The 18352-nt window shown below is 71.7% G+C and carries 19 protein-coding genes and 1 riboswitch; of the genes, 5 read left to right on the top strand and 14 right to left on the bottom strand.

Translation table 11 applies throughout. The features are described from left to right. Positions 1–50 precede the first annotated feature (50 nt). From QMG39_RS01985 to QMG39_RS01975, 3 genes are read left to right on the top strand one after another with little or no spacing between them, the layout of a single operon-like run. Positions 51–977 (top strand): ABC transporter ATP-binding protein, encoded by a 927-nt coding sequence (locus QMG39_RS01985; protein WP_281882151.1) that lies wholly within the window; start codon positions 51–53, stop codon positions 975–977. Continuing rightward, entirely contained in the window at positions 974–1852 is an 879-nt protein-coding gene (locus QMG39_RS01980) for an ABC transporter permease (protein WP_281882150.1), read from the top strand. Before QMG39_RS01985 ends, QMG39_RS01980 begins: the two co-directional genes overlap by 4 nt. Continuing rightward, on the top strand, positions 1849–2679 hold the full coding sequence (locus QMG39_RS01975; protein WP_281882149.1) for an ABC transporter permease: 831 nt from the start codon (positions 1849–1851) through the stop codon (positions 2677–2679). The genes QMG39_RS01980 and QMG39_RS01975 overlap by 4 nt, the downstream gene beginning before the upstream one ends. A gap of 41 nt (positions 2680–2720) precedes the next feature. Here the strand turns inward: QMG39_RS01975 and ribH are convergent, their stop codons facing one another. The 14 genes from ribH to QMG39_RS01905 all read right to left on the bottom strand — a co-directional run bounded on the left by ribH (position 2721) and on the right by QMG39_RS01905 (position 15757). Then, positions 2721–3191, bottom strand: coding sequence for a 6,7-dimethyl-8-ribityllumazine synthase (gene ribH, locus QMG39_RS01970; protein WP_281882148.1), 471 nt, complete (start codon positions 3189–3191; stop codon positions 2721–2723). Beyond that, positions 3188–4504 (bottom strand): GTP cyclohydrolase II, encoded by a 1317-nt coding sequence (gene ribA, locus QMG39_RS01965; RefSeq protein ID WP_281882147.1) that lies wholly within the window; start codon positions 4502–4504, stop codon positions 3188–3190. Before ribA ends, ribH begins: the two co-directional genes overlap by 4 nt. Further along, entirely contained in the window at positions 4501–5157 is a 657-nt protein-coding gene (locus QMG39_RS01960) for a riboflavin synthase (RefSeq protein ID WP_281882146.1), read from the bottom strand. Before QMG39_RS01960 ends, ribA begins: the two co-directional genes overlap by 4 nt. Position 5158: 1 nt before the next feature. After that, positions 5159–6259, bottom strand: coding sequence for a bifunctional diaminohydroxyphosphoribosylaminopyrimidine deaminase/5-amino-6-(5-phosphoribosylamino)uracil reductase RibD (gene ribD / locus QMG39_RS01955; protein WP_281882145.1), 1101 nt, complete (start codon positions 6257–6259; stop codon positions 5159–5161). 73 nt (positions 6260–6332) lie between these two features. Further along, positions 6333–6477: riboswitch (FMN riboswitch) on the bottom strand. A gap of 86 nt (positions 6478–6563) precedes the next feature. Beyond that, on the bottom strand, positions 6564–7307 hold the full coding sequence (locus tag QMG39_RS01950) for an HAD family hydrolase (RefSeq protein WP_281882144.1): 744 nt from the start codon (positions 7305–7307) through the stop codon (positions 6564–6566). Then, entirely contained in the window at positions 7304–7888 is a 585-nt protein-coding gene (locus tag QMG39_RS01945; protein ID WP_281882143.1) for a GNAT family N-acetyltransferase, read from the bottom strand. Before QMG39_RS01945 ends, QMG39_RS01950 begins: the two co-directional genes overlap by 4 nt. After that, complete coding sequence (gene trpS, locus QMG39_RS01940) at positions 7885–8895, bottom strand: tryptophan--tRNA ligase (protein ID WP_281882142.1); 1011 nt, start codon at positions 8893–8895, stop codon at positions 7885–7887. The genes QMG39_RS01945 and trpS overlap by 4 nt, the downstream gene beginning before the upstream one ends. Positions 8896–8912: 17 nt before the next feature. Further along, positions 8913–9749 carry an exodeoxyribonuclease III gene (locus tag QMG39_RS01935; protein WP_281882141.1) on the bottom strand — a complete coding sequence of 279 codons (837 nt, stop codon included), beginning with the start codon at positions 9747–9749 and terminating at the stop codon, positions 8913–8915. 10 nt (positions 9750–9759) lie between these two features. Further along, positions 9760–11010, bottom strand: a complete 1251-nt coding sequence (locus QMG39_RS01930; protein WP_281882140.1) for a YihY/virulence factor BrkB family protein — start codon at positions 11008–11010, stop codon at positions 9760–9762. Positions 11011–11043: 33 nt separating this feature from the next. After that, complete coding sequence (locus QMG39_RS01925; protein WP_281882139.1) at positions 11044–11805, bottom strand: succinate dehydrogenase iron-sulfur subunit; 762 nt, start codon at positions 11803–11805, stop codon at positions 11044–11046. 2 nt (positions 11806–11807) lie between these two features. After that, positions 11808–13616 carry a succinate dehydrogenase flavoprotein subunit gene (gene sdhA / locus QMG39_RS01920; RefSeq protein WP_281882138.1) on the bottom strand — a complete coding sequence of 603 codons (1809 nt, stop codon included), beginning with the start codon at positions 13614–13616 and terminating at the stop codon, positions 11808–11810. Between the two features lie 7 nt (positions 13617–13623). Continuing rightward, entirely contained in the window at positions 13624–14067 is a 444-nt protein-coding gene (locus tag QMG39_RS01915) for a succinate dehydrogenase hydrophobic membrane anchor subunit (RefSeq protein WP_281882137.1), read from the bottom strand. Positions 14068–14080: 13 nt separating this feature from the next. Then, complete coding sequence (gene sdhC, locus QMG39_RS01910) at positions 14081–14506, bottom strand: succinate dehydrogenase, cytochrome b556 subunit (protein ID WP_281882136.1); 426 nt, start codon at positions 14504–14506, stop codon at positions 14081–14083. Positions 14507–14617: 111 nt separating this feature from the next. After that, a complete protein-coding gene (locus QMG39_RS01905) occupies positions 14618–15757 on the bottom strand; it encodes a glycosyltransferase family 4 protein (protein WP_281882135.1) in 1140 nt (379 codons plus the stop codon). A gap of 81 nt (positions 15758–15838) precedes the next feature. Here QMG39_RS01905 and QMG39_RS01900 point away from each other — a divergent pair, with 81 nt between their 5' ends. Both QMG39_RS01900 and QMG39_RS01895 read left to right on the top strand, forming a co-directional pair. Further along, a complete protein-coding gene (locus QMG39_RS01900) occupies positions 15839–16960 on the top strand; it encodes a mannose-1-phosphate guanylyltransferase (RefSeq protein ID WP_281882134.1) in 1122 nt (373 codons plus the stop codon). A 180-nt stretch (positions 16961–17140) separates the two neighbouring features. Next, complete coding sequence (locus QMG39_RS01895) at positions 17141–18232, top strand: BMP family lipoprotein (protein ID WP_373878288.1); 1092 nt, start codon at positions 17141–17143, stop codon at positions 18230–18232. Positions 18233–18352: the final 120 nt, after the last annotated feature.

Below are 18352 nucleotides of genomic sequence, written 5' to 3'. Positions count from 1 at the left end.
GGGCTGCCGGCGGGGCATCCGATGTCGCCGCCCTCGACTACAGTTCTCCCGTGCCCGCACCAGTGATCACCGCCCGCGACCTCCGCAAGCAGTACGACGAGGTCGCCGCCGTCGACGGCATCTCGTTCGAGGTCTCGCCGGGGGAGTCGTTCGGCCTGCTCGGCCCGAACGGCGCCGGCAAGTCGACCACCATGCGCATGGTCGGCGCCGTCTCCACCCGCACGAGCGGTGACCTCGAGATCCTCGGGCTCGACCCGAACGCGTACGGTCCCGACATCCGCTCGCAGCTCGGCGTGGTGCCCCAGGCCGACAACCTCGACACCGAGCTCCGGGTGCGCGAGAACCTGCTCGTGTACGGCCGCTACTTCGGCCTGCCGCGACGGCAGATCGCCGAGCGCGCGGACGAGCTGCTCGCGTTCGCCCAGCTCGAGGAGAAGTCGAAGGCCAAGGTCGATGCACTCTCCGGCGGCATGAAGCGGCGACTCACGATCGCCCGGGCGCTCATCAACGACCCGCGCATCCTGCTGCTCGACGAGCCGACGACGGGCCTCGACCCGCAGGCGCGCCACATCCTCTGGGATCGCCTCTTCCGCCTGAAGGAGCAGGGCACGACGCTCGTGCTCACGACGCACTACATGGACGAGGCCGAGCAGCTCTGCGACCGCCTCATCGTGGTCGACCACGGCCGCATCATGGCCGAGGGCACCCCCGCCGAGCTCATCCGCGCCCACTCGTCGCGCGAGGTGCTCGAACTGCGTTTCGGCGCCGACCGCAACGCCGAGGTCGCGAAGCGGCTCGAGGGGGTGGGCGAGCGCATCGAGGTGCTGCCCGACCGCATCCTCGTCTACAGCGCGAACGGCGAGGCCGAGCTCGTGCGCATCACCGAGGCGGGCCTGCACCCGATCACGAGCCTCGTGCGCCGCTCCTCGCTCGAGGACGTGTTCCTCCGCCTCACGGGCAGGAGCCTCATCGAATGAGCGCCGAGTCACCCCGGCAGCAGGCGACGGATGCCCCCGAGGCCACCCGTCCCGAGACCGCACGCGCGCTCGCCGCGGGCGCGCGTCCGCGTCGCCTCGGCGCCTGGTACGTCGCCGAGCACCGGTTCCGGGTCATGCGGTCCTACCTGCAGACCATGCTCGCCACGGGCATCGGCAGCCCGATCATCTACCTGTACGGGCTCGGGGCCGGGCTCGCGTCGCTGATCGACGCCCCGGTCGCCTCGCAGCCGGGCGCCGAGGGTGTGCCCTACCTCGTGTTCGTCGCGCCCGCGCTGCTGGCGTCGGCCGCCATCACGGTCGCGACCGAGGAGTTCTCGTACCCGATCATGCTCGGCTACAAGTGGAACCCCACGTTCACGGGCATGCACGCGGCGCCGATCCGGCCCGGCCAGATCGTCGACGGCATCGTCATCTCGGTGACCGCGCGCATCCTCGCCACGAGCGCCGTGTACTACCTGTTCATGCTGCTGTTCGGCGCGGTGCCGTCGCCGCTGGGGTACCTCGCCGTGCTCGCGGCAACGCTCGGCGGGCTCGCGTTCGGCCACCTGCTCATGGCGTACGTGTCGACGCTCGAGCAGGACACGGGGCAGATCGCGCTCGTCATGCGCTTCCTCGTGCTGCCGATGACGCTGTTCTCGGGCACGTTCTTCCCGCTCAGCCAGCTGCCCTGGTTCCTGCAGCCGATCGGCTGGGTCTCGCCGCTCTGGCACGCCACCGAGCTCAGCCGCGTCTTCGCCTACGGCTACCCCGAGCCGCTGTGGCTCACGGTCGTGCACGTGGCCGTGCTCGTCGCGATGGCGGCGTTCGGCTGGATCGCATCGCGGCGCATCGCCGCACGGAGGCTCGGACGATGACCGCACCCGCCACGACCACCGACCCCACCGCCCCGACCGGCGGGCGCGGCGTCGCCTCGCTCTACGCCGGCAACTCCCGCGCCGTCATGGCGCGCGGCTGGCGGGCCACCCGCAGCTCGAACTGGATGATCGTCGTCTCGGGCTTCTTCGAGCCGATCTTCTACCTGCTGTCGATGGGCATCGGCCTCGGCGCCCTCGTCGGCGAGGTCGCGACCGCGGGCGGCGACGTCTCGTACGCGGCGTTCATCGCCCCGGCGCTGCTCGCGGTCGCCGCCATGAACGGCGCGATCTACGACTCGACCTGGAACGTCTTCTTCAAGATGAACTTCGCGAAGCTCTACGAGGGCATGCTCGCGACGTCCCTGGGCCCGCTCGACGTGGCGCTCGGCGAGATCTCGCTCGCCCTGCTCCGCGGTGCGTTCTACGCCTCGGGGTTCCTCGTCGTCATGCAGGCGCTCGGGCTGAACCTGTCGTGGTGGGCGCTGCTCGCGCTGCCCGCGGTGCTGCTCATCGCGTTCGGCTTCGCGAGCCTCGGCATGGCGATCACGAGCTACATGAAGACGTTCCAGCAGATGGACTGGATCAACTTCGTGCTGCTGCCGATGTTCCTGCTGTCGGCCACGTTCTTCCCGATCACGGTCTACCCGCAGGCGGTGCAGTGGATCATCCAGGCGATGCCGCTCTGGCACGGCGTCGAACTCGTGCGCGGGCTCACGACCGGAGCGGTGCACTGGGGGCTGCTCTGGCACGTGCTCTACTACGCCGTGATGATCGTGGTCGGCGTCGTGTTCACCACGAAGCGGCTGCGCGCGCTGTTCCTCGACTGATCAGGGCGAGCGGATGCCCCGGGGCATCCGCTCGCCCTGCCTCAGCGTCCGACCGCGCGCAGCGCGCGCACCGTGGCGACTGCCGCCTCGGCGGCCTCCGCGCCCTTGTCCTCCTTCGAGCCGGGGAGCCCGGCTCGGTCGAGTCCCTGCTGCTCGTCGTCGAGGGTGAGCACCCCGAACCCGACCGGCTTGCCGGTGTCGATCGCGACCCGGGTGAGGCCGTCGGTCGCGGCCGACGAGACGTACTCGAAGTGCGGGGTGCCGCCGCGGATGATGACGCCCAGCGCCACCACCGCGTCGGCCCCGGCCTCGAGGGCGGCCTTGGCGACCACGGGCAGCTCGAAGCTGCCGGGCACCCGCACGAGCGAGTGGTCGGCCCCGGATGCCTCGAGCGTGCGCACCGCGCCGGCGATGAGCCCGTCGGTGATATCGTCGTGCCAGCTTCCGGCGACGATCACGACCGACAGGCCGGTGCCGTCGACGTCGAGGGTGGGGGAGCCTGCTCCGCTCATGATGCGCGTCCTTCCAGGAGGTGGTGCGCCGCCGGCTCGGTGAGGTCGACGGTGTCGATCGCGTGACCCATGCGGTCGCGCTTGGTCTCGAGGTACGCCTCGTTGAGTGCGCCGACGCCCACCAGCAGCGGCACGCGCTCGAGCACCGTGATGCCCTGTGCCTCGAGCTGGCGCACCTTCTCGGGGTTGTTCGTGAGCAGCCGCACGGCGTCGAGGCCGAGGTCGCGCAGGATCGCGGTGGCCGCGCCGTAGTCGCGCGCATCGGCGGGCAGGCCGAGCGCGAGGTTCGCGTCCAGCGTGTCGAGGCCGTCCTCCTGCAGGCGGTAGGCGCGCAGCTTGTTGACCAGGCCGATGCCGCGGCCCTCGTGGCCGCGCAGGTAGACGACGACCCCGCCGTGCTCCTGCACCGCCGCGAGCGCGGCGTCGAGCTGCGGGCCGCACTCGCACTTCAGCGAGCCGAACGCCTCGCCGGTCAGGCACTCGGAGTGCACGCGCACGAGCGCACCGGGCGACGAGGGGTCGCCGGCGGTGATCGCCAGGTGATCGGCGCCGGTCGTGCGGTCGCGGTAGGCGCGCATGCGGAACGGGCCGTGCTCGGTCGGCACGGTCGTCTCGACCTCGAACTCCACGCGGCCGCTCTCGGGCGCCCGGGCCGGCTGCGATCCGATCGCCGGCCCGACGACCGGCACCTCGCCGTTCGTGGCCGGCGCGTCGCGCAGGTACCTCAGCAGCGCCGCGATCGTCGTGACCGGCAGCCCCTCCCGCTCGCCGAGCTCGATGAGGCCAGGCAGGCGCATCATCTCGCCGTCGTCGGCGACGATCTCGCCGATCGCCGCGACCGGCGCGAGGCCCGCGAGGCGCATGAGGTCGACCGCGGCCTCGGTGTGGCCCGGGCGCTGTCGCACGCCGCCGTCCACGGCGCGCAGCGGCACGACGTGCCCGGGGCGGATGAGCGAGGCCGGGGTGGCGTCGGGGTCGGCCAGCACGCGCAGCGTGTGCGCGCGGTCGGACGCGCTGATGCCGGTGGTCACGCCCTCGGCGGCGTCGACCGTGATCGTGTAGGCCGTGCGCCGCGGGTCCTGGCTCTCGAGCGTCATGAGCGGGAGCTCGAGCCGGTCGGCGAGGTCGTTCGGCAGCGGCGCGCAGAGGTAGCCGCTCGTGTGGCGCACCATCCAGGCGATCCACTCGCGGCTCGCGAGCGCGGCCGAGATGATCGCATCGCCCTCGTTCTCGCGGCCCTCGTCGTCGGCGACGAGCACAGGCTTGCCGTCGCGCAGCGCGGCCAGCACCTCGGGCATCTCGGCGAGGCTCATGCGAGGCCTCCCATCGGCGCGGGCGCGGCGGGCGCGGCGAGCGAGGACGGCAGGTCGTCGTGGCCGCCGAGGCGGAGCATCCGCTCGACCTGCCTGGCGAGGATGTCGGTCTCGAGGTTCACGCGATCGCCCACGACCCGGTCGCCGAGCGTGGTCGCCGTGAGGGTCTCGGGGATGAGCGAGACCTCGAACCAGTCGTCGCCGACCGCGCTGACGGTGAGCGAGACGCCGTCGAGCGCGACCGAGCCCTTGTCGACCACGAGCCGCGCGTGCGCCGGGTCGATCGCGAACCGCAGCACGCGCCATGCCTCGCCGGGCCGCACCTCGACGACCTCGGCGGTGCCGTCGATGTGCCCCTGCACGATGTGGCCGCCGATGCGGTCGCCCACCTTCGCCGCCCGTTCGAGGTCGACACGGTCGCCCTCGCGCACGTCGGCGAGCGTCGACATCGCGAGCGTCTGCGCCATCACGTCGGCCGTGAACGACTCGTCGTCGCGGTCGACGACGGTGAGGCACACGCCGTTCACCGAGATCGAGTCGCCGTGGCGCGCGTCGGAGACCGCGAGCGGCCCCTGCACGGTGAGCCTGGCCGCATCGGCGGTGCGCTCGATGCGCGTGACGCGGCCGATCTCCTCGATGATGCCCGTGAACATGTCAGGTCCTTCCGTTCGGTGCGTCCGCGGCGCCGGGCCGTGCGGATGCGGGGCGGGCGACGACCAGCAGGTCGTCGCCGAGTCGTGCGACGTGGGTGGTCTCGAGGCGGAGCGCCTCGGCGATGGTGCCGATGCCGAGGTCGCCGACGGCGAGGCGCGGCCCGCCGAGCAGGGCGGGTGCGAGGTAGACGACCACCTCGTCGGCGAGCCCGGCGGCGAGGAACGCGGTGGCGAGCGTCGGGCCGCCCTCGACGAAGAGCGAGCGGATGCCGCTGCGCTGCAGTTCGCGCAGGTCGCCGACGAGGTCCGTGCCGTCGTGGCGGAGCGCGGGGTGCGGGCCGTGCAGCACCGCCGCGTCGTCGGGGAGCTCCCGGCGCCCGAACACGACCGGGACCGGCTGGTCGGCGCGCAGCCCGCCGTCGGCGTCGCGGGCGGTCAGCGCGGGGTCGTCGGCGAGCACCGTGCCGGTGCCGACCGCGATCGCGTCGGCGGCGGCGCGGCGCACGTGCACGTCGGCGCGGGCCTCGGGCCCCGTGATCCAGCGGCTCGTGCCGTCGGCGGCCGCGATGCGGCCGTCGAGGGTCGACGCCCACTTGACCGTGACGAACGGCCGCCCGTGCCGCTCGGCGAACAGCCAATCGCCGATGAGCGCCTCGGCCTCGTCCGCGAGCAGGCCCTGCTCGACGTCGACGCCGGCGTCGGCGAGCCGACGCCCCCCGCCCGCCGAGTGCACGCCGGGATCATCGACGGCGTAGACCACGCGCGCGACCCCCGCGGCGATGAGCGCCTCGGAGCACGGCCCGGTGCGCCCGGTGTGGTTGCACGGCTCGAGGGTCACGATCGCGGTGGCGCCGCGTGCGGCGCCGGGCTCGAGCCGCGCGAGGGCGTCGACCTCGGCGTGCGGGGTGCCGGCACCGCGGTGCCAGCCCTCGGCGATGACCTCGCCGCCGGGGGAGAGGAGCACGCAGCCGACGCGCGGGTTGATGCCGCGTCGGGGACCCCGTGCGGCGAGCTCGAGCGCACGGCGCATCGCGGCCGTCTCGGCGGCGCGCGTCGATGCGGCTCCCGCCGGTGCGGGGTGCGCGGCGCTGGTGCTGCCCATGGTTCCCGGTTCTCGTCCTCGCGGACTCCGGGGCTCGGCAACGCCGATCAGGCCGCCGGCGCGGACGCCTGCGGCACGTGCTGCCTCCCATCCGGACTTTCACCGTCGGTACCGGAATTCCACCGGTTCGGCCTCGCGCCCGACCCAATGGAGATCGAGCGCTCGGTTCGCGGACTGTCACCGCCGGCTCGGACTTTCACCGACCCCGGAGCACGTTTCTAGTTCTCGAGTGTAGATCAACGTTCGCGCGCACGGGGTATTCCCGCTGCGCGCACCCGTGGCGCCCGCCCTCGGACGGGCCGCCTCAGACGCCGGCGACGAGGCCGGTCAGCGCGTCGAGCCCGCCGATGCGCCGCACCCCGAGGGCGGTCGCCTCGGCGGCATCCGCCGGATCGGGCTCGGTGCCGAGCCGGTCGATCCAGATGCCGTCGAGGCCCGCACGAGCCGCGCCGATGGCGTCGGTGCGCAGCCGGTCGCCGACGTACACGGCGCGCTCCGGCGCCACCCCGAAGCGCGCGCACGCCTCGACGAAGATCGCGGGGTCGGGCTTGGTCGCGCCGACCTCGCTCGATGCGACGAGGTGCTCCATGCGCCGGGTGAGGCCGACCGCGTCGAGCTTCACGGCCTGCTGGTCGAGCTCGCCGTTCGTGATGATGCCGAAGCGGATGCCGTGCACCGCGTCGGCGAGGGCATCGAGCGTCGGGAGGGCGTCGGCGTGGAGGGCCCAGGCCGCCCGATAGCGCGCGGAGTAGGCGGCGAACCAATCGCCCGCCTGGGCGTCGTCGAGCGCGTGGCCGTGCGCGGCCGCGAACGCGCGCGCCCGGTCGCGCCGCTGGCCGTGGAAGTCGGTCTCGCCCGCGAGGTAGCGGTGGTAGTGCTCCTCCTCGAGGTCGCGCCAGAGGTGCTGTGCGCCCGCCTCGTCGAGCAGGTCGTAGCGCTGCGAGCGCGCGTGGGCGAGGATGCCCGCCTCCACCGCGCCGCGGTGGTCGAGCAGGGTGTCGTCGAGGTCGAAGAGCACGACCTCGACCCCGATCGCGCCGGTCGTCACGGGGCGCCGACCTCCGCGGGCCAGTCGCGGGCCGGGCCCGCCGTGCCGCCGCGGCGGGCGACTGCGTGCCACGCGGGGAACGGCCGTCCGTCGCGCAGTCGCACCGGCCTCCGGTCCCCGCGGTCGAACGCGAAGCCGGCCGCGCGCGCGACGCGCGCGGAGGCGACGTTGCCCGCCACCGCCTCCCACGCCACGTGGTCGGCGTCGAGCCCGCCCGGGTCGAACGCGTAGTCGACCACGCGCCGCACGGCCTCGGACATGACCCCGAGCCCGCGGTGCTCGCGACCGAGCCAGTAGCCCACGCTCGTGCGTGCCGTGCGCAGGCCGACCACGCCCAGCAGCTGCGGCCGGCCGTGCCAGCGGATCGCCCACGTGCGCTCGGTGCGACCCGCCCACCCGTTCGGCACGAACTCCTCGACGAATCCCACCGCGTGCCGGCGCTCGTACGGCCACGGCGTGGTCACCGTGTGCTCGAACACCGGGTCGGTGCAGTACCGCGCGATGTCGTCGACGTCGTCCGCGGTGGGCTGGTCGAGCACCAGTCGCTCGGTGCGCAGCACCACCGGGTCGGCGGGGCTCATCGGCGGCGGATGAAACCGACGGCGTCGTACACCTTCGCGAGGGTCTCGCGCGCCACGGCGTCGGCCTTGTCGGCCCCGACCGCGAGCAGCCGGTCGAGCTCGGCCGGGTCGGCCATGAGCTCGAGCGTGCGCGCGCGGATGGGCTCGACCCGCTCGACGACGAGCTCGGCCAGCTCGACCTTGAGGTCGCCGTATCCGCGACCGGCGTACTCGGCCTCGAGGTCTGCGATCGACTTCCCGCTCACGGCCGAGTGGATGTCGAGCAGGTTCGAGATGCCGGGCTTCGCGGCGCGGTCGAAGCGGATCTCGCGCTCGGTGTCGGTCACGGCCGAGCGGATCTTCTTCGCCGTGCGCTTCGGCTCGTCGAGCAGGTTCACGAGGCCCGCATCCGATGCGGCCGACTTCGACATCTTCGACGTCGGGTCCTGCAGGTCGTAGATGCGCGCGGTGACCTCGGGGATGTACGCCTCGGGCACCCGGAACGTCTCGCCGAACCGGCTGTTGAAGCGGCCGGCCAGGTCGCGCGTGAGCTCGAGGTGCTGGCGCTGGTCGTCGCCCACCGGCACGAGCGCGGTGTCGTAGAGCAGGATGTCGGCGGCCATGAGCACCGGGTAGGTGAACAGGCCCACCGTCGTGGCATCCGTGCCCTGCTTCGCGGACTTGTCCTTGAACTGGGTCATGCGGCTCGCCTCGCCGAAGCCCGTGATCGTGGAGAGCACCCAGGCCAGCTCGGCGTGGGCCGGCACGTGCGACTGCACGAACAGCGTGGACCGCTCGGGGTCGATTCCGGCGGCGATGTACTGGGCGGCGGTGCGGCGCGCGCTCTCGCGGAGCGCGGCCGGGTCCTGCGCCACGGTGATCGCGTGCAGGTCGACGACGCAGTAGTAGGCGTCGTAGCGCTCCTGCAGCGCGACCCAGTTCACGAGGGCGCCGAGGTAGTTGCCGAGGTGCAGCGAGTCGCCCGAGGGCTGCATCCCGGAGAAGAGCACGGGGGTGGTGGAGGTCATGGTGGGGTCCTTGGGGTTCAGATGGCGTAGTCGACGACGACGGGAGCGTGGTCGGACCATCGCTCGTCGTAGGCTGCGGCGCGGTCCACCGAGTAGTCGACGACGGATGCCGCGAGCGGGCCGGTCGCGAGGTGGTAGTCGATGCGCCACCCCGAGTCGTTGTCGAACGCCTTCCCGCGCCACGACCACCAGGAGTACGGCCCCTCGACCTCGCCGTGGTGGCGGCGGCCGACGTCGACCCAGCCGAGCCCGGCGCCGGCGTTGTAGTCGGCGTCCTCCTCGGAGCCGACGAACCGGTCGAAGTAGGCGCGCTCCTCGGGGAGGAACCCGGCCTTCTTCCGGTTGCCCTTCCAGTTGCGGATGTCGAGCGTGCGGTGGCCGACGTTGAGGTCGCCCACGACGACGGCGTGCTCGGCGTGCGCGGCGAGGCGGGGGAGCCGCTCCTCCATGGCGTCGAGGAACCGGTACTTCTCGACCTGCTTCGGGGTGTCGGCCTCGCCCGAGTGCACGTAGGTGCTGACGACCGTGATCGAGGAGCCGTCGAAGTCGTAGTCGGCCTCCAGCCAGCGGCCGGCCGAGTCGAACTCGTCGGGGCCGAGGGCGACGCGGTGGATGCGGGCTGGCCGGCGGCTCGCGAGCGCGACGCCCGCGCGGCCCTTCGCGGTCGCGGGGTCGTGCAGTACGTCCCACTCCTCGCCCAGCAGGCCGGTCAGGTCGTCGGTCGAGGCGCGCACCTCCTGGAGGGCCAGGATGTCGACGTCGCGCGCGGCCAGCCAATCGCCCATGCCCCGGCGGAACGCGGCCCGGATGCCGTTGACGTTGACGCTGGCGACGCGGACGGGCTTCGTGGGCATGCCGAGAATTCTATGGGAGGCGGGCGACATCCTCCGCGTCGAAGCGGGCCTGCAGGTCCACCAGGCGCTGTTCGGCGTTCGCGAGCCGGCGCCGGGCGCGCGGACGGCGGAAGAAGCTGGCATCCGCCACGGCCTGCTCGGCCTCGCGCACCTGGACGCGGGCGGCGAGCAGGCGTGCGTTCCGCTCGCGCTCGCGGCGCTCACGTTCGAGCTGCTCCGGCGTGACCCGGCGGAGCGTCTCGTTGCGGTCGGCGGCGGAGACCGAGATCCACGATGCGGCCACGAGCGTGATGATGCTGGTGAGGTTGAACCACAGCAGCAGCGCGATGAACACCGTGAAGGTCGCGAGCAGCGGGTTGCGCGAGGCCGCGCCGAGCACGGTGCTCCCGAGCGACTGGATGATGCCGAGGGCGATCGCGCCGAGGATGGAGCCCGGCCACAGTCGGCGCCACGGCACGGCCGCGCCCGAGAGGAAGCGGAACATCGTGGCGAGCACCGCGGTGTTCAGGACGAGCACCGCTGCGATACCGCCGAGCCGGACGACGAGGCTGGTCCAGTTCGACGCGAGCTCCAGTCCGAGCGCGCTGCGCACCCACTCGAATGCCGAGGTCGTCGCGACGCTGAGGCCCGCCGTGAGCACGAGCACCGCGCCGAACAGGATCGCCATCACGAAGTCGCGCGCCTTGAGCAGCAGGTACGCGCGGGAGTCGCGCGAGAGCCCGAACATCGACCGCACCGCGATGCGCGAGTAGGTGATCCAGCTCACCGCGGTCCAGAGCAGGCCGCCGATGGCGATGATGCCCGCGATGGTGAAGAGGTTGATGCTGCTCGACGCGAGGCCGGCGAGTTCGTCGGCGTCGATCACGCCGGTGACGTCGTCCGACTCGATGAGCCCGGGCACGTAGGCGTTGATGAGCTCGACCAGCGCGGCGAACAGCTCGGGGTTCGAGGTGAGCCAGAGGCCGGCGACCGAGAAGGCGACGAAGACCGCGGCGAACACCGCGAACAGGGCCATGTAGCTCATGCCCGCGGACATGAGGAAGCCGTTGCGCCAGAGGAAGTTGCGCCAGACCCGCACCGGGAAGATCTCCATGGTGCGCCGGGTCAGCGTGGTGACGGCGCTGACGGGCTCCTCGAATCGGTCGCGCAGGGCGACCGTCACCGCCTCGAGGCGCCCGCGGGTCTCGCCGACGCCCTCCTCGAGCTCATCGCGGGGGTCGCCGGAACCTCGTGATCCGTCGCGGTTCGCGCGCTCGCTCACGTACCGGGCCCCCTGTCGGTCGCGTCCGAGCGGTTAGGGCTTGCCCCGCATGATCGCCTGCTTCACCTCGGAGATCGCCTTCGTGACCTCGATGCCGCGCGGGCAGGCGTCGGAGCAGTTGAAGGTGGTCCGGCAGCGCCAGACGCCCTCCTTGTCGTTCAGGATGTCGAGGCGCACCTGGGCCTGGTCGTCGCGCGAGTCGAAGATGAAGCGGTGCGCGTTCACGATCGCGGCGGGGCCGAAGTACTGCCCGTCGGTCCAGAACACCGGGCACGAGGTGGTGCAGGCGGCGCAGAGGATGCACTTGGTCGTGTCGTCGAAGCGCTCGCGGGCGACGACGTCCTGGATGCGCTCCTTGCCCGCCTCGGGCGCCGTGCTCGCCTGCAGGAACGGCTGCACCTCGCGGAACGAGGCGAAGAACGGCTCCATGTCGACGACGAGGTCCTTCTCGAGCGGCAGGCCCTTGATCGCCTCGACGTAGATCGGCTTCGAGATGTCGAGGTCCTTGATCAGGGTCTTGCAGGCGAGGCGGTTGCGGCCGTTGATGCGCATCGCGTCCGAGCCGCAGATGCCGTGGGCGCACGAACGGCGGAAGGTCAGCGAGCCGTCCTGCTCCCACTTGATCTTGTGCAGCGCGTCGAGCACGCGGTCGGTCGGGAACATCTCGACGTCGAAGTCCTGCCAGCGGGGCTCGCTGTCGGCGTCCGGGTCGAACCGGCGGATGATGAAGGTAACGGTGAAGGACGGAACGGCGGTCTCGGTCGCCTCGGGCGCGTCCGTGGTGGCGGTCGACACGATCAGTACTTCCTCTCCATCGGCTGGTACCGGGTGATGGTCACGGGCTTCCAGTCGAGCGAGATGTGGTCGTCCGCCTTCGAGGAGTGCGGGTCGCCCGTGAGGTAGGCCATCGTGTGCTGCATGTAGTTCTCGTCGTCGCGATCGGGGAAGTCGTCGCGCATGTGGCCGCCGCGGCTCTCCTTGCGGTTGCGTGCGGAGTAGACGACGACCTCGGCGAGGTCGAGCAGGAAGCCGAGCTCGACGGCCTCCAGCAGGTCGGTGTTGAAGCGCGTGCCCTTGTCGTGCACGGCGATCTTCGTGTAGCGCTCGCGCAGGTCGGCGATCACGTCCGTGACGTGCTCGAGGGACTCGTCGGTGCGGAACACCTGCGCCGAGCGGTCCATCTCGTCCTGCAGCTCCTTGCGGATCGCGGCGATCCGCTCGGTGCCGGTCGACGCGCGGAGCTGGTCGAGCATGCCGCGCACGGCGCCCGCCGGGTCGTCGGGCAGGGGCGTGAACTCGGCGGTCTTGACGTACTCGACCGCGTTGCGGCCGGCGCGCTTGCCGAAGACGTTGATGTCGAGCAGCGAGTTGGTGCCGAGGCGGTTCGAGCCGTGCACCGAGACGCACGCGCACTCGCCGGCGGCGTAGAGGCCAGGTACCACGGTCTCGTTGTCGCGCAGCACCTCGGCGCTGACGTTGGTGGGGATGCCGCCCATCGCGTAGTGCGCGGTCGGCATCACGGGCACCGGCTCGTAGACCGGGTCGACGCCCAGGTAGGTGCGCGCGAACTCGGTGATGTCGGGCAGCTTCGTCTCGAGCACCTCGGCGCCGAGGTGCGTGCAGTCGAGCAGCACGTAATCCTTGTGCGGGCCCGCGCCGCGTCCCTCGGCGACCTCCTGCACCATGCAGCGGGCGACGATGTCGCGCGGCGCGAGGTCCTTGATGGTCGGCGCGTAGCGCTCCATGAAGCGCTCGCCCGAGGCGTTGCGCAGGATCGCGCCCTCGCCGCGGGCGCCCTCGGTGAGGAGGATGCCGAGCCCGGCGAGGCCGGTCGGGTGGAACTGGAAGAACTCCATGTCCTCGAGCGGCAGGCCCTTGCGCCAGATGATGCCGACGCCGTCGCCGGTCAGCGTGTGCGCGTTCGAGGTGGTCTTGTAGATCTTGCCGAAGCCGCCCGTGGCGAAGATGATCGCCTTGGCCTGGAAGACGTGCAGTTCGCCCGAGGCCAGGTCGTAGGCCACGACGCCCGAGGGCTGCTCCACGCCGTCGACCTCGGTCATGACGACGTCGAGCGCGTAGTACTCGTTGTAGAACTCGATGCCGTGCTTGACGCAGTTCTGGTACAGCGTCTGCAGGATCATGTGGCCGGTGCGGTCCGCGGCGTAGCAGGCTCGGCGCACGGGCGCCTTGCCGTGGTCGCGGGTGTGGCCGCCGAAGCGGCGCTGGTCGATCTTGCCCTCGGCCGTGCGGTTGAAGGGCAGGCCCATGTTCTCGAGGTCGATGACCGCGTCGATGGCCTCCTTCGCGAGGATCTCCGCCGCGTCCTGGTCGACGAGGTAGTCGCCGCCCTTGACGGTGTCGAAGGTGTGCCACTCCCAGCTGTCCTCCTCGACGTTCGCGAGGGCGGCGGCCATGCCGCCCTGCGCGGCGCCCGTGTGCGAGCGCGTCGGGTAGAGCTTGGAGATCACCGCGGTCTTCGCGTTCGGCCCGGCCTCGATGGCCGCGCGCATGCCCGCGCCGCCGGCGCCGACGATCACGATGTCGTACTGGTGGTAGTGGACGCCGTCGACCACGGTCGAGTCGGCGGTGGCGTTCGCGGGGTTCACAGGTCTCCTAGGCCGCGGGGCAGAACGAGGGGAGCAGCTCGGCGGGCGAACCGGCCGGGCACGGGTCGAAGGTGAAGATCACGAGGGTGCCGAGCGTGAGCAGCACGATGACGGCCGCGCCGAGGGCGACCTTCAGCGTCGTCTGCACCTTCCCGGGGTTCGTGTAGTCGTTGACGAGCGTGCGCATGCCGTTCGCACCGTGGATGAGCGCGAGCCACAGCAGCAGGCAGTCCCACCACTGCCAGAACGGGCTGGCCCACTTGCCGGCGACGAAGCCGAAGTCGATGGCCTTGACGCCCTCGCCGACCAGCAGGTTGACGAAGAGGTGGCCGAAGATCAGCACGACGAGGAGGAACCCCGACAGGCGCATGTAGATCCAGCCCCACTTCTCGAGGTTGACGCCTCGTCGTGCGGGCCGGCTGGGGGAGCGGGGGGCTTCGATCGTGGTCATGGTCGTGCCCCTCCTAGTGGCTGAAGACGTTGATCAGGTGCCGCGGGGTGAACCCGAGCATCGTGATCACCCAGAGTGCGATGACGATGTAGAACAGCAGCCGCTGGTGGCGGGTCGCCCAGGCCCAGAAGTCGACGAGGATGATGCGCAGGCCGTTGTAGGCGTGGAAGACGATCGCTCCGACGAGCGCGACCTCGCCCAGCCCCATGATCGGGGTCTGGTAGGCGCCGATCACCACGTTGTACGCCTCGGGGCTCACGCGCACGAGCGCGGTGTCGAGGATGTGCACGAGCAGGAAGAAGAAGATCGCGACGCCGGTGATGCGATGCAGCACCCACGACCACATGCCCTCGTTCCCCCGGTACAGCGTTCCGCCGGGCCGGGGACGCTTCGCCGGCTGCTCGGGTGCTGTCAGGGTTCCTGTCGTGGAATCCGACATGAAACGACCCTCCCTGGCTGTGTTGGATGCCCGGAACACGGGCGACGAGCGACTCCAGCGCTCAGCGCCGAGTCTAGTCCCGCCGGGGAGGCCGATGCCGGTTAGGTGACCCTAACCCTGTGCAGAGGGCAGCGCCGCCGCGCGGCGGGCCAGGACCTCGCCGTAGTGGTCGAAGAGCTGCCCGCAGACCTTCTCCCACGAGCGCTCGCGCACCGCGCGACGCCCGGCCTCGCCGATGCGCGCACGGCGCGCGGGGTCGGCGACGAGGCCGGCGACCGCAGCTGCGAGGGCGTCGTCGTCCTCGGGCGCGTAGAGCAGGCCCGTGCGGCCGTGCTCGACGAGGTCGATCGGGCCGCCGGCGCGGGGCGCGACCACGGGGCATCCGCTCGCCTGCGCCTCCTGGATGGTCTGCCCGAAGGTCTCCTCCGTGCCCGTGTGCACGAACACGTCGAGCGCGGCGTAGGCCGTGCGCAGGTCGTCGCCCGTGAGTTGGCCGAGGAACGTCGTGGGCACGCCGCGCAGCGCGCGGCGGACGTCCGCCGCCGCGGGCCCGTCGCCGACGACGACCACGCGGATGCCGCGCATGCCCCGGAGGGCGCGCAGCCGCTCGACGCGCTTCTCGGGCGCGAGCCGGCCGACGTAGCCGACCAGCACCCGGCCGTCGGGAGTGAGCGCCCTGCGCAGCGCGCGGGTCCGCTCGTCGGAGCGGAGGTTGGGGTGGAACCCGACGAGGTCGACGCCGCGGCCCCAGCGGGCGAGGCGCGGGACCCCGAGGTCGGTCAGCTCGGCGAGCGCGGCGCTCGAGGGGGCGAGCGTCAGGTCCGCCTGCTCGTGCATGCGGCGCACCCAGGCGCGCGCGAGGCGCGCGGCACCGCGACCCCAGCGGTGGCGGAGCGCGTAGCCGGCGACATCCGTCTGGTACACGGCCACGGTCGGCACGCCCAGGCGCCGCGCGGCGGCGATGCCCTCGGCGCCGAGCAGGAAGGGGGAGGCGGCGTGCACGATGTCGGGCCCGAACGCCTCGAGCGTGCGCTGCACGCTCGGCCCGGGAAGGCCGACCGGGAACTTCCGGTAGGCGACGGCGGGCACTCCGACGACCGGGAACCCCGCGTAGGAGCCGTCGCCGTCGGTGGGGGCGATCACCACCGCCTCGTCACCTCGGTCCCGCAGCGACTCGAGCACCCGGCAGACGCTCGTCGTCACGCCGTTGACCGTGGGAAGGAAGCTCTCGCTGACCACCGCGACTCTCACGTCGGCGACGCTACGGACCCGAGATGGCGGACCGTGGAACTCGTCATGAACGCGACACGGCGACCGGGTAGCCTGACCCGCATGACGGAGACCACTGCGCACGAGCGCTTCTACAGCGTGATCCCCGCCGGCGGCATCGGCTCCCGCCTGTGGCCGCTCTCACGGGCCGACGCCCCCAAGTTCCTGCACGACCTGACGGGCTCCGGCCAGACGCTGCTGCGCGACACCTGGGAACGGCTCGCGCCGATCGCGGGCGACCAGCGGATCATGGTCGTGACCGGCCGCGCCCACCGTGCCGCGGTCGAGGCGCAGCTGCCCGCGCTCACCGACGAGAACATCGTGCTCGAGAGCGAGCCTCGCGACTCCTCGGCCGCCATCGGCCTCGCCGCCGCGATCCTCGAGCGCCGTGAGCCGGGCGTGATCATCGGCTCGTTCGCGGCCGACCACGTGATCGGCCAGCGCGAGGGGTTCCGCGCCGCCGTGCGCCAGGCGATCGCCGCGGCCGACGCGGGGTACATCACCACGATCGGCATCCGACCAACCGAACCCGCGGTCGGGTTCGGCTACATCCACACCGGCGGCTCGCTCGACGTTCCCGGCGCCGAGGGCGCGCTGGCGGTGACCGAGTTCGTCGAGAAGCCCGACCTCGACACCGCGAAGGCCTACGTCGAGGGCGGGGACCACCTCTGGAACGCGGGCATGTTCATCGCGCGGGCCGACCGCCTGCTGGAGGAGCTGCACCGCTCGCAGCCCGAGCTGCACGACGGGCTCGTCGAGCTCGCCGCGGCCTGGGACGACCCGGTCACCCGCGGTCCCGCGGTCGACCGCATCTGGCCGACCCTGACCAAGATCGCGATCGACTACTCGGTCGCGGAGCCGGCGGCGGATGCGGGGAGGCTGGCGGTCATCCCCGGCACCTTCGACTGGGACGACGTCGGCGACTTCGCCTCGCTCGCGAAGCTCAACACGGCGGGCCGCGCGAGCGACCTCGCGATCCTCGGCGAGCACGCCCGCGTGCTGGCCGACGCGTCGAGCGGCATCGTCGTGAGCCGGTCGAAGCGCGTGATCAGCCTGATCGGCGTGCAGGACATCGTGGTGGTCGACACGCCCGACGCGCTCCTGGTCACCACGAGCGAGCACGCGCAGCGGGTGAAGTCGGTGGTCGACGCGCTGCGCATGGGCGGCTCGGGCGACGTGCTCTGACCCCCGCACGGGGGGGCGTAATCGGCCCATGACCGGCTGCTCATCTGAGCACAATGTCGCGGCTTCATAACCTTTCGCGCGCGACCCCTGCGCGACACAGAGCCGTAACGCAACATTGAGTAACGTGACTGCATCGGGCCCCGCGTCAGTCGGGGCATACCCCCGCACTTGGAGGACACAGTGACCATCTCGATCCGGAAGGCCGCGACCGGCGGCCTGGCGACGCTCGGCGCCGTCGTGCTGCTGGCCGGCTGCGCATCCGCTCCCGAAGAGGAGACCGGCGGCGAGGCCGCCGAGACCGTCGACTACCTGCCCTGCATCGTCTCCGACTCGGGCGGCTTCGACGACAAGTCGTTCAACCAGCTCTCCTACGAGGGCGTCGAGGAGGCCGCCGGCGAGCTCGGTGCCGACTTCATCGACGTCGAGTCCAACGCCGAGACGGACTACGAGCCCAACCTCGAGAACCTGGTCGCCCAGGGCTGCGACACCATCGTGAGCGTCGGCTTCGCCCTCTCGGCGCCGACCGTCGACATCGCGACCGCGAACCCCGACCTCGAGTTCGTCCTGGTCGACGACGCGGCCGACAACGACTTCGACGGCAACAAGGACGCCGACAACGTCAAGCCGCTGCTGTACGACACCGCCCAGGCGGCGTTCCTCGCCGGCTACCTGGCCGCGGGCTACTCGGAGGCCGGCAAGGTCGGCACCTTCGGCGGCATGGAGTTCCCGACCGTGACGATCTTCATGGACGGCTTCAAGCAGGGCGTCGACTACTACAACGACGAGAAGGGCGCCGACGTCGAGGTCGTCGGCTGGGACGGCTCGACCGGTTCCTTCACCGGTGGCTTCGAGGCCAACCAGGACGCCAAGAACGTCGCGCAGAACATCATCGACCAGGGTGTCGACGTGCTGCTGCCCGTCGGTGGCCCGATCTACCAGTCGGCCATCGCCGCGATCGACGACTCCGGTGAGGAGATCGCCCTGATCGGCGTCGACGCCGACTTCTACGAGACCGACCCGACGACGCAGCCCTACGTGCTCACGTCGATCCTCAAGGGCATGAAGGTCTCGACCTACGAGGCCGTGCTCGCCGCGGGCATGGACGAGTGGGACCCGGAGACCTACATCGGCACGCTCGAGAACGAGGGCGTCGGCATCGCGCCGTTCCACGACTTCGAGGACGCCGTGTCCGACGAGCTCAAGCAGGAGATCGAGGACCTGAAGGCCGGCATCATCGACGGCTCGATCGAGGTCACCTCGTACCTGAGCTGACCTGAGGTCACCGCGACGGGGAGGACGGCCATGCGGCCGGCCTCCCCGTCGTGTCTCTCCACCCACGGAGGCCGTTGCGCATCCGAGCACCCATGAGCGCATGTGCGCGCATCCGTGGGA

The organism is Agromyces rhizosphaerae (genome assembly GCF_027925245.1).
GTDB classification, from domain to species: domain Bacteria; phylum Actinomycetota; class Actinomycetes; order Actinomycetales; family Microbacteriaceae; genus Agromyces; species Agromyces rhizosphaerae.
This window is presented reverse-complemented; position numbering and strand designations above follow the sequence as displayed.

Bases quoted from the DNA above. Each gene is read 5' to 3' on its own strand.
- QMG39_RS01900 (WP_281882134.1), top strand. From the start codon at position 15,839: ATGACGGAGACCACTGCGCACGAGCGCTTCTACAGCGTGATCCCCGCC.
- sdhC (WP_281882136.1), bottom strand. From the start codon at position 14,506: ATGTCGGATTCCACGACAGGAACCCTGACAGCACCCGAGCAGCCGGCG.
- ribD (WP_281882145.1), bottom strand. From the start codon at position 6,259: ATGGGCAGCACCAGCGCCGCGCACCCCGCACCGGCGGGAGCCGCATCG.
- ribA (WP_281882147.1), bottom strand. From the start codon at position 4,504: ATGAGCCTCGCCGAGATGCCCGAGGTGCTGGCCGCGCTGCGCGACGGC.
- ribH (WP_281882148.1), bottom strand. From the start codon at position 3,191: ATGAGCGGAGCAGGCTCCCCCACCCTCGACGTCGACGGCACCGGCCTG.
- QMG39_RS01960 (WP_281882146.1), bottom strand. From the start codon at position 5,157: ATGTTCACGGGCATCATCGAGGAGATCGGCCGCGTCACGCGCATCGAG.
- trpS (WP_281882142.1), bottom strand. From the start codon at position 8,895: ATGACCTCCACCACCCCCGTGCTCTTCTCCGGGATGCAGCCCTCGGGC.
- QMG39_RS01975 (WP_281882149.1), top strand. From the start codon at position 1,849: ATGACCGCACCCGCCACGACCACCGACCCCACCGCCCCGACCGGCGGG.
- QMG39_RS01945 (WP_281882143.1), bottom strand. From the start codon at position 7,888: ATGAGCCCCGCCGACCCGGTGGTGCTGCGCACCGAGCGACTGGTGCTC.
- QMG39_RS01935 (WP_281882141.1), bottom strand. From the start codon at position 9,749: ATGCCCACGAAGCCCGTCCGCGTCGCCAGCGTCAACGTCAACGGCATC.
- QMG39_RS01915 (WP_281882137.1), bottom strand. From the start codon at position 14,067: ATGACCACGATCGAAGCCCCCCGCTCCCCCAGCCGGCCCGCACGACGA.
- QMG39_RS01980 (WP_281882150.1), top strand. From the start codon at position 974: ATGAGCGCCGAGTCACCCCGGCAGCAGGCGACGGATGCCCCCGAGGCC.